The 8,972-nt window shown below is 51.6% G+C and carries 9 protein-coding genes; 4 read left to right on the top strand and 5 right to left on the bottom strand.

Features of this window, described 5'->3' with window-relative positions:
* Positions 1-323: SpoVR family protein (locus D6694_02850; GenBank protein RMH46960.1), on the top strand; the 323-nt coding region annotated here is incomplete at its 5' end.
* Here the strand turns inward: D6694_02850 and fadR are convergent.
* Positions 320-1,048 carry a fatty acid metabolism transcriptional regulator FadR gene (gene fadR, locus D6694_02845; GenBank protein RMH46959.1) on the bottom strand — a complete coding sequence of 243 codons (729 nt, stop codon included), beginning with the start codon at positions 1,046-1,048 and terminating at the stop codon, positions 320-322. The two genes, D6694_02850 and fadR, sit on opposite strands and share 4 nt — an antisense overlap.
* 155 nt (positions 1,049-1,203) lie before the next feature.
* On the opposite strand from fadR, the gene nhaB reads away from it, so the two are divergent.
* The gene (gene nhaB, locus D6694_02840; GenBank protein RMH46958.1) at positions 1,204-2,829 is read left to right on the top strand and encodes a sodium/proton antiporter NhaB; all 1,626 of its coding nucleotides are present in this window, start codon (positions 1,204-1,206) and stop codon (positions 2,827-2,829) included.
* 310 nt (positions 2,830-3,139) lie between these two features.
* On the opposite strand, the gene D6694_02835 is transcribed toward nhaB, so the two are convergent.
* Genes D6694_02835 through D6694_02825 form a run of 3 tightly spaced genes read right to left on the bottom strand, consistent with a single transcriptional unit; the run spans position 3,140 to position 5,110 of the window.
* A complete protein-coding gene (locus tag D6694_02835; protein ID RMH46957.1) occupies positions 3,140-3,883 on the bottom strand; it encodes a DNA polymerase III subunit epsilon in 744 nt (247 codons plus the stop codon).
* Positions 3,884-3,897: 14 nt separating this feature from the next.
* Positions 3,898-4,338, bottom strand: coding sequence for a ribonuclease HI (locus D6694_02830; GenBank protein ID RMH46962.1), 441 nt, complete (start codon positions 4,336-4,338; stop codon positions 3,898-3,900).
* A 7-nt stretch (positions 4,339-4,345) separates the two neighbouring features.
* The gene (locus D6694_02825) at positions 4,346-5,110 is read right to left on the bottom strand and encodes a class I SAM-dependent methyltransferase (GenBank protein ID RMH46956.1); all 765 of its coding nucleotides are present in this window, start codon (positions 5,108-5,110) and stop codon (positions 4,346-4,348) included.
* Positions 5,111-5,170: 60 nt separating this feature from the next.
* On the opposite strand from D6694_02825, the gene gloB reads away from it, so the two are divergent.
* Positions 5,171-5,932 carry a hydroxyacylglutathione hydrolase gene (gene gloB / locus D6694_02820; GenBank protein RMH46961.1) on the top strand — a complete coding sequence of 254 codons (762 nt, stop codon included), beginning with the start codon at positions 5,171-5,173 and terminating at the stop codon, positions 5,930-5,932.
* A gap of 55 nt (positions 5,933-5,987) precedes the next feature.
* Positions 5,988-7,625 (top strand): LysM peptidoglycan-binding domain-containing protein, encoded by a 1,638-nt coding sequence (locus tag D6694_02815; GenBank protein ID RMH46955.1) that lies wholly within the window; start codon positions 5,988-5,990, stop codon positions 7,623-7,625.
* Here D6694_02815 and D6694_02810 read toward each other — a convergent pair.
* Positions 7,622-8,972, bottom strand: a 1,351-nt coding sequence (locus D6694_02810) for a penicillin acylase family protein (protein RMH46954.1), incomplete at its 5' end; no start/stop codon positions are given. The two genes, D6694_02815 and D6694_02810, sit on opposite strands and share 4 nt — an antisense overlap.

The following is an 8,972-nucleotide window of genomic DNA, read 5'->3' as shown; positions in this document are numbered from 1 at the left end:
AGGAACGTGAACTCGTTATCTCAGCCATTCACGATGATAGCGGCTATCGGAAGTTACGTACCGCTTTGTCGAATCAATATAACTTGAGTATGAATGAGCCGAATATCCAAATTACCTCTGTCGACATGCGCGGTGATCGCTCACTGACTCTAACCTACGTCCCCCATAATGATATTCCGCTGGCTGATGACTACGTGGAGGTGTTGAAGCACCTCCATCGGTTATGGGGCTTTCCGGTGCACTTGGTTCAAAAATCATCCGATGGCTCAGAGACCTTAATCGCTTCCTGTCCGCCCGAGGAAAAACAAGGTGTCCGCGACTAGTCCATCTCGTCCAGTTCGGTGAGCGGCGGCATCTCTTCACGCAAACTTTTATAGAAGGCACCGCCTTCCCGTCCGTATTTGTACAAAAGAGAGATTGCCGCTTCGGTATCGCGTTCCGCCATTTTTTCAGCGAGGTTACGATAAAAATCCCGCGCCAGACGACGCGCTTCCGGTTTTGAGAAATAGTAACGCCCGACACGTTTGTACAAGGTCTTAAAGCCATTCAATATGAGCGTATACACGGTATTGCCCGTCGCCCGCGTCAGCGTGTGCAGCCATTTCCAGTCAAAATTGATAAAACTGACCGCATCATCCGACAAGTCTTCGGATTCTTTCAATAAGGCGACAACAGGTTCCGGGTCTCTCTTGATTGCGGCACGCAGAAACACAGCCGCCATGGCTGTTCGCGCCTCAAGCAATTGCCAAACCAAATCAAGCTCACCGGAATCATCCAGACAGGCTAAGGTGTCCAGAATGTTGAGGCCAGCTGTCTCCCAGTAATTGTTCACTCGCGTAGGCCGACCATGCTGAATGGTCAGCCAGCCATCCCGCGCCAAGCGCTGCAACACTTCGCGCAGCGTTGTTCTGGTGACGCCTATCAATTCCGAAAGTTCTCGCTCAGCAGGTAACGCCGAGCCTGGAGGGAAACGCTCCTGCCAAATGGATTCGATGATATATTGTTCGGCAAAAGCTGCCGGTGTCCGTGCACGCAATGGTGACGTCATGATCTTCGACGCTCATCAAGCTACCAACATGTCGGATGAGCATACCACACAACCCAGCCCCGCCCAAGCATCGAACATGGTTCCAAAATCCCCTATTTGTTCCATCATCCTCTGCTATAATTCAGCCAGGTCACAACCAATGAGGCTTTATAATAATGAAAGAAACTGCCGTTCAATCCTTCGTCCACAACTTTCTTGGACATTCGCCGAACTGGTATAAAAAAACCATTCTGGCATTTTTGATCATCAACCCGCTCGCTTACTACTTCCTCGGCGGAGAAACCGCGGGCTGGTTATTGATTGGTGAATTCATTTTCACCTTGGCCATGGCATTGAAATGCTACCCACTGCAACCAGGCGGCTTATTGGCATTTGAAGCCATTGTCATTGGTCTGACTTCCCCAGCGACCGCCCTACACGAGGTCGAAGCGAATCTCGAAGTGATTCTGCTGCTGATCTTCATGGTCGCCGGCATTTATTTCCTGAAAGATTTGCTTTTGTTCACGTTCTCAAGAATTTTGCTGAAAATTCGTTCCAAAGTGGCGCTCGGCCTAATGTTTTCAATTGCCGGTGCGTTTCTTTCCGCTTTTCTCGATGCACTCACCGTCACCGCCGTGATTATTTCGGTTGCCGTTGGCTTCTATGGCGTCTACCACCGCGTGGCGTCAGGCAAAGGTTTCTATGACGAACACGATCACTCAAATGATGAGTCCTTGCACGAGCAGCACCGAGAAGATCTGGAGACGTTTCGTGCATTTTTACGGAGCCTGTTGATGCACGGCGCTGTTGGAACAGCACTGGGTGGCGTGATGACGCTTGTGGGCGAACCGCAAAACTTGCTGATTGCGACGAAAGCCCATTGGGAATTTATCGAGTTCTTTTTGCGCATGGGACCAGTGACAGTGCCGGTATTTGTTGTCGGTTTGCTGACCGTCATAGTATTGGAAAAAACCGGCTGGTTTGGCTATGGCGGCGAGTTGCCGGAACAGGTCCGTAAAGTCATGGAAGATTATATGCATCACGAAGACGAACGGCGGACGCAACGCCAAAAAATTAGCCTCATCATTCAAGGCGCGGTTGCGGTTTGGCTGATCATTGGGCTGGCGCTTCATCTTGCTGCGGTGGGTCTGATTGGCTTGAGTGTGATCGTGTTTGCCACCGCATTTACTGGCATTACTGAAGAACACCAGATTGGGAAAGCATTCGAAGAAGCGTTGCCGTTCACTGCACTGCTTGTGGTCTTTTTCACCATTGTCGGCGTCATTGCCGATCAGCAATTGTTTACCCCAATTATTGAGTGGGTATTGCATCACGGTGGTGAACATCAAACTGGCATTTTCTATGTTGCCAATGGTCTGCTGTCTGCAGTCTCGGACAACGTCTTTGTGGCTACAGTTTATATTGATGAAGTGAAAAATGCCTTGCTCAGAGGCGAAATCACGCGTGATATGTTTGATGAACTGGCCGTGGCCATCAATACAGGGACCAACATCCCAAGTGTGGCCACTCCGAATGGTCAGGCAGCCTTCCTGTTCTTGCTGACTTCAGCCATTGCGCCATTGGTTCGCCTGTCTTATGGCCGGATGGTGATTATGGCACTGCCCTATACACTGAGCATGTCACTCACGGGCTGGGTGATGGTCACCTATGCATTGGATCCGGCGACACAATATATGTATAAAGCAGGCTGGATTCATCATCATTCAACCAAAGAAATCGATGAAAGCGCTGATCAGTGTCAAGCATTAAAGGAAGCGGCTGATCGCAAATCCGGCCATTGATTTCAGACCGTATGATCTGACGTCCTGGCAAGGGGTGGGCATGATTGCCCGCCCCTTTCTCTTTGGCGGTTTATTCCCTCAAGTCTCCTATTTACCGACCCCAATCACTGCAAGAGGAGAAAAGTCCAGCACTGAGACGAACGTTTGATCGCCAAACTCAACCCGATAAATCTTGATACGCGCCGCCCTACAAAAGACAAATCAAATTAATGTTGTTTTGACTGGTGTGATTTACCAAAGCCGTAGGCTTCTCATCACACCAGCAATATTTTATGCGGTCTTAAACGAGGTGTTCGCCTATTGCCTCTTGTTATTGTTCCGGCCATTGAAGTTTGCGCCAGACGCTTTCGCCGCTTTTTTCCGCCAATTTGTCCAAGTATTCGCGATGCGCCTCCAGCTCTGACGACGTCGCCCTCGCGGTGAGCGGATTGCCTTGCCGTTTCACCGGCTTGATGTCAAGTTGCCCACCAATCTGCCAGTGACTCGATTGCGTTGATGTGTCAGTCGAGAATGAAAGCGCGACCTGACCACCGGTCATGGCGAGAAAAACTTCGGCGAGAATCTCAGCATCGAGCAAGGCGCCATGAAGTTCGCGCTGTGAATTATCAATGCCGTAGCGTTTACAAAGGGCATCCAAACTATTTCGCTGCCCAGGATGCAGCTCACGGGCGAGTACCAACGTATCTAACACAGTACAGTAATCACGCAATTGACCGAGATCTCGCCCAAGTTTTTCCGAAGCGAGTGCCAACTCGTGATCGAGGAATCCGACGTCAAAGGGTGCATTATGGATGATCAATTCTGCGCCATTGACGAACTCGATCAATTCATCGACGATTTCAACAAAGCGGGGCTTGTCTGCCAAAAAAGCATTGTCGATGCCATGCACTTCCAATGCCCCCGCTTCCACTTCTCGCTCAGGGTTGATATAGCGGTGGAAACGTTGACCGGTTAACTTCCGATCAATCAATTCCACGCAACCGATTTCAATGACTCTATGCCCTTGTGAGGGTTCCAGGCCGGTTGTTTCTGTATCCAGTACCACTTGTCTCATTCGCTTGATGCTCCTTATGTCTTAGGGACCCCCTGGTTTGCCAGTGCATCTGCCCGCTCATTCTCGACATGACCGGCATGCCCCTTCACCCAGCGCCAGGACACCTCATGTTGTGCCACCAATTTCGACAACTCTTGCCAGAGATCCTGATTTTTGACTGGCTTACCGGACGCAGTTCGCCATCCACGCTGCTCCCACTTCGGTAACCACTCGGTAATACCTTTTCTTAAATATTGTGAGTCAGTCGTAATCCTAACGCGACAGGGCCGTTTCAACGCGCGCAAGGCTTCAATGGCCGCTTTCAACTCCATCCGATTATTGGTCGTCACTTGCTCACCGCCGAAAAGTTCTTTTTCGTGCGCGCCAAAGCGGAGGACAACGCCCCACCCACCAGGTCCGGGGTTGCCTTTGCAAGCCCCGTCGGTAAAAGCTTCAACAATCTTGGTTTGTGACATCCGCTTGCTATCCTTTTGTTCTTCGGCGACCAGTGTCATAGCGGGCCAACGGCATGTCCCTGACCGGATTGGCCGGTATCAGCCGCTTTTTGGTGAACACTTCTCTAGCCGTTATCAGTTGATATGTTTTCTTCTTCAAGACAAACACTTGAATGGCGCCGATGGCGGCCAAAGGCCATTCAAAAGTCAACCAACTTGCCGCGACGCGAGGCCGCTTGGGCTGAAAAGGCCACCAAGGTCCCAAGCGAATATGATTTTCAATTCCAAGACCAAGCAGCTGACACCAATCTCGTAAACGTCGATAGCGGATCAAGCGCGCTTGCCAAACCGGATTATTTTGCCGAACACGTCCCAACCAATGACGAATGCCCCAGAGCCCAATTGGGTTGAATTCGACCAACACCAGTTGTCCACCACTTCGCAGCGCACGGTGCATTTCACGTAGCGTGGTATGTGGGCTCTCGCAATACCCCAAAACAAAGGCGGCCATTATCAGGTCCACACTTTCTGTCGCCAAAGGCAGCGCTTGGGGATCTGCGTGCACATCGCAGAAAGCGTCTCCAAGCCAACCAAGTCTGATGTATCGACTTCCCCGAACAGACGTCAGATCCACCTCCGAAGACATGGTGCCGATGTCCACCGACCACTCATTCGAATCATGCTGTAGGCTGCCGCGCAAGTATCGTTCGACATGATTCCTCAACAGTAGCCCATGCGGCAACTGTCGCCAGGTCGTCAGTGGTACAGTCTTTGCGTCTTCCATCTCAGTCATCAACGTCTGTTCATTTGTTATGATAGTCTTAATGCCTTATGAAAGTGAACAGGTTTCATGATGAAGATTGATGCGATACCAGCATTCTCTGACAACTATATTTGGAAGCTGAGTGATGGCGAGCACGCTTATGTGGTTGATCCAGGTGATGCCAACGCAGTGATACGCACACTTTTGAAAAGCCATGAACAGCTCGTTGGTATATTGGTGACCCACCACCACGCCGATCATGTTGGCGGAGTGCGCACACTCTTTGAACAGTTTGGTTGTCGCATCATTGGCCCTGCCAGCCACAAAACGGGCTGCCCTCACGAAACAGTGAAAGAAGGCGATACTATCACCTTGTCGCCATTGCCGATTCAATTGCGCGTCGTTGAAGTCCCCGGCCATACTTTGGACCACGTGGCCTACATGGGTCATGGCATCGCTTTGACTGGTGACACCTTGTTTGCCGGTGGTTGCGGCCGCCTGTTCGAAGGCAGTGCCGAGCAAATGTGGACATCCTTATCAAAGCTCAAAGCTTTGTCCGATACCACACGAATTTACTGCGCGCACGAATACACATTAAGCAATCTTAAATTTGCTGTGACCATTGAGCCAGATAATCCAGTGCTCAAAAGCCGTCTTGAGGCGGTAATGGCCTTGCGTCAACAGGGCGAAATCACGTTGCCGTCGTCCATCGAACTTGAAAAAGCAACCAATCCTTTTCTGCGCGCTGATCTCCCAGAGGTGCGCCGGAATGTGGAAAAACTTATCGGTCAGTCTTTGGCAACACCCATCGAAACTTTCGCCGCCATTCGGCGTCTGAAAGACAATTTTTGAACATATTGCGTAATATTTGTACAATGCGCGCCCGGTCGGTGGGACGTCTTCGAATATGCGACATCGTGCCAGTTTAGTGTGGATTATTTGTTTACTCATCGCCCTCCCAACATGGAGCAGCGATTTATTGCCTGTGCCAAAACCAACAACGGCGCAGCAAACAATGGCGCTTAACACACTGGCCAGTCAGTTTGACAAGACGGTGTTTTTTCAACCCACGTTAGACCGACACATGCTGCCCTCGGCTGTTGGCCAATCAAACAGTTGGTCCAGCACATTACTGTCTCCTGACCTGATAGACGCGCTTCGCTCACAAATGCGTATGGCCCGGCCCATGAACAAGCGCGTGAAAGCGCAATTGAATTGGTACAAAAGACATCCAGCCTATCTGAAACGAACATTTGAACGGGGTCGTCCCTTTCTCTATTTGATTTTTGAACGAATCAAACGCGAAGGGCTCCCTGCCGAAATGACACTCCTACCCATCGTTGAAAGCGCATTTGACCCTTTCGCGTATTCACACGGGCGCGCCTCAGGCATCTGGCAATTTATTCCAGGCACCAGTCGCCGTTTTGGCCTGAAACTCAATTGGTGGTATGACGGTCGTCGCGATGTTCTCCGTGCCACCGATGCCGCCATTGCTTATCTCAAGTACCTTCACAATCTGTTTGACGGCGACTGGCTTTTGGCGCTGGCGGCGTACAACTCAGGGGAAGGCAATGTGTTGCGTGCCATTCGCAAAAACAAACGTCGTGGGAAACCGACCGATTTTTGGGCGCTTGACCTGCCGCGCGAAACCGAGGCCTATGTGCCAAAACTCATTGCGCTGTCGGAACTAGTTGCCAATGCCCACCATTACAACATTGCCCTGCCACACATTCCCAACCAACCACTGTTGACGCGCGTACAAACTGGGGGGCAGATTGACCTTGCCTTGGCCGCTCAACTGGCTGGTATCAGCATCAATGATATTTATCGCTACAATCCCGCATTCAACCGCTGGGCAACGGACCCCGATGGCCCGCATGAACTGTTGCTGCCGATTGAGAAGGCTGAGCTTTTTGAAAAAAAACTGGCCATGCTCCCCCCGGGGAAACGGATTCAATGGGTGCGGTATCGCATTCAAAACGGCGATAGCTTGAATAAGCTGGCAAAACGCTTCCATACCACCGTCGATTTGATTAAAAAGGTCAACCGCATCCGCGGTGGTATCATCCGTGCCGGTGACTATTTGATGATTCCCAAGGCGACACGCTCGCTCGATGCTTATCGATTAAGCAAAGACGCACGCTTAGCGCGTTTGCGCGCCACGCCTAAGGCTAAGCATAAACTGATCCACAGGGTTGCCCCGGGCGAAAGTTTTTGGACCATCAGCCGTCGCTACAAAGTAGGCATGCGCGAGTTGGCGCGTTGGAACGGCATGGCACCGACCGATCCGCTTCGTGCGGGGACATCATTGGTGATCTGGAAAGATTCTGCGGCCAATGTCACCACAGCACTGAACGCCAATCAACGAACCCGAAAAATTCGGTATCGGGTGCGCCGAGGCGACTCGTTGGCCAAGATATCCCAGAAATTCCGTGTCTCTGTCAAACAACTCATCCGTTGGAACCAACTTCACGGTCAAAAATATTTGCAGCCAGGCCAAACGCTGACCCTTTTCGTCGATGTGACACGACAATCTGGCATCTAGTTCACAGGCACAAGCCGCAAAGCCCACTTCGTCTTTCCTGGCCAAAATGACTGAGGCTTTCCCTGTTGCCAATCACCATGCATGCGGCCAAAATACGGCGACCATGGATGGGCACTTTGCCCAACTGGCATGTTAAACAAGCCCTCGGCCTCATTGCCCGGTTGCACCACTAATCTTTCGGACTGCCCAAACGCTGGTTGCGCCACCTTGGGCATAAACCAATCACCAGACTGACCGATGTGAGGCATTCGATACCAATGCGCGAGGCCTGGTATATGACGCATGATCGGATGCTCAATCCGAGTCTGGTTTCGTTGTCCCCACGTCCATTGCGCAAGCTTCTCTGGCGATGCCAGTACCGGCGCCCATGCTTTTTCTGCGGCGCGTTGTGCTAACGCCTGCCAACTTGCGACACCTCTCGGCAGCCATGAATTGGGCTTTTGCGTGATAAGCTCCCACACCACGATTTCCCGGCGCGAACCCAGTCGCCAATAATTGCACTCTTTGGCCACTTGTCGGCAAGCTTGGTTAATGGCCCCCACAATTTCAGCATGTACGGCATCCCGGAATGTCCGAACCAAGCGATATGCCACCGAATCAGCGCGCGCACGGCCATCCCAATGACGTAAGTAAGAGACAATTTGGTTAGCCGCTTGGTGTGGGAGTGACTTCGCAATACTTTCAGCTCTGGGCGCCCATCGCTGAAGCAAGCGCGCTTCGTCATCCAGGCTCAGTGCATAGAGGTCCTTGATGCGGATGGGTCGTGTCATTGCGAACAGTCGATCGCGAATCTGTCTCTGCCGCGCGCCGAGCACAAATCCACCATCCCCCACCTTCCGAAAAGTGTCACCGGACACCGTGCGCCCATTGGCTGACCACAAGCGACCGTGCGGAGGATTTTTCACTTTCGGATGTTCCGCATACGGCAGAAAACCGCGCCAGCCGACAGTGCCTGACGACCAATCGCCCGGATAACGATAATCAGCCGCCATCTTATCGGGGACAGGGCCAAAGATTGTCCAGGCGATATTGCCATCGCGATCAACAATCACCGCATTTTGCTGAGGCATGCCCAAATGTGGCGCTAACCTAAGGGCTTCATCTATATTCTGGGCTGCTTCAAGGCGCAGAAGATTGGCGTTGAGGGACTCAGGATGATACAGCACCCAATGAAATGCGAAGTGCTTGTCACCATCGTTGTGCAGTACCGGTCCCCAGATCGTTTCTCGTACCGTCAAGACAATAGGTTTTGCCTCTTTCACATGAATGATTTCTTGGATTTCCTTGAAAGGCTGCCAGCCTTGTGGCGTGAGGTAGTGCGTATGGTTGTGATCCGTCTTGAGCGCT

Source organism: Gammaproteobacteria bacterium, assembly GCA_003696665.1.
In the GTDB taxonomy this organism is placed as follows: domain Bacteria; phylum Pseudomonadota; class Gammaproteobacteria; order Enterobacterales.
This window is presented reverse-complemented; position numbering and strand designations above follow the sequence as displayed.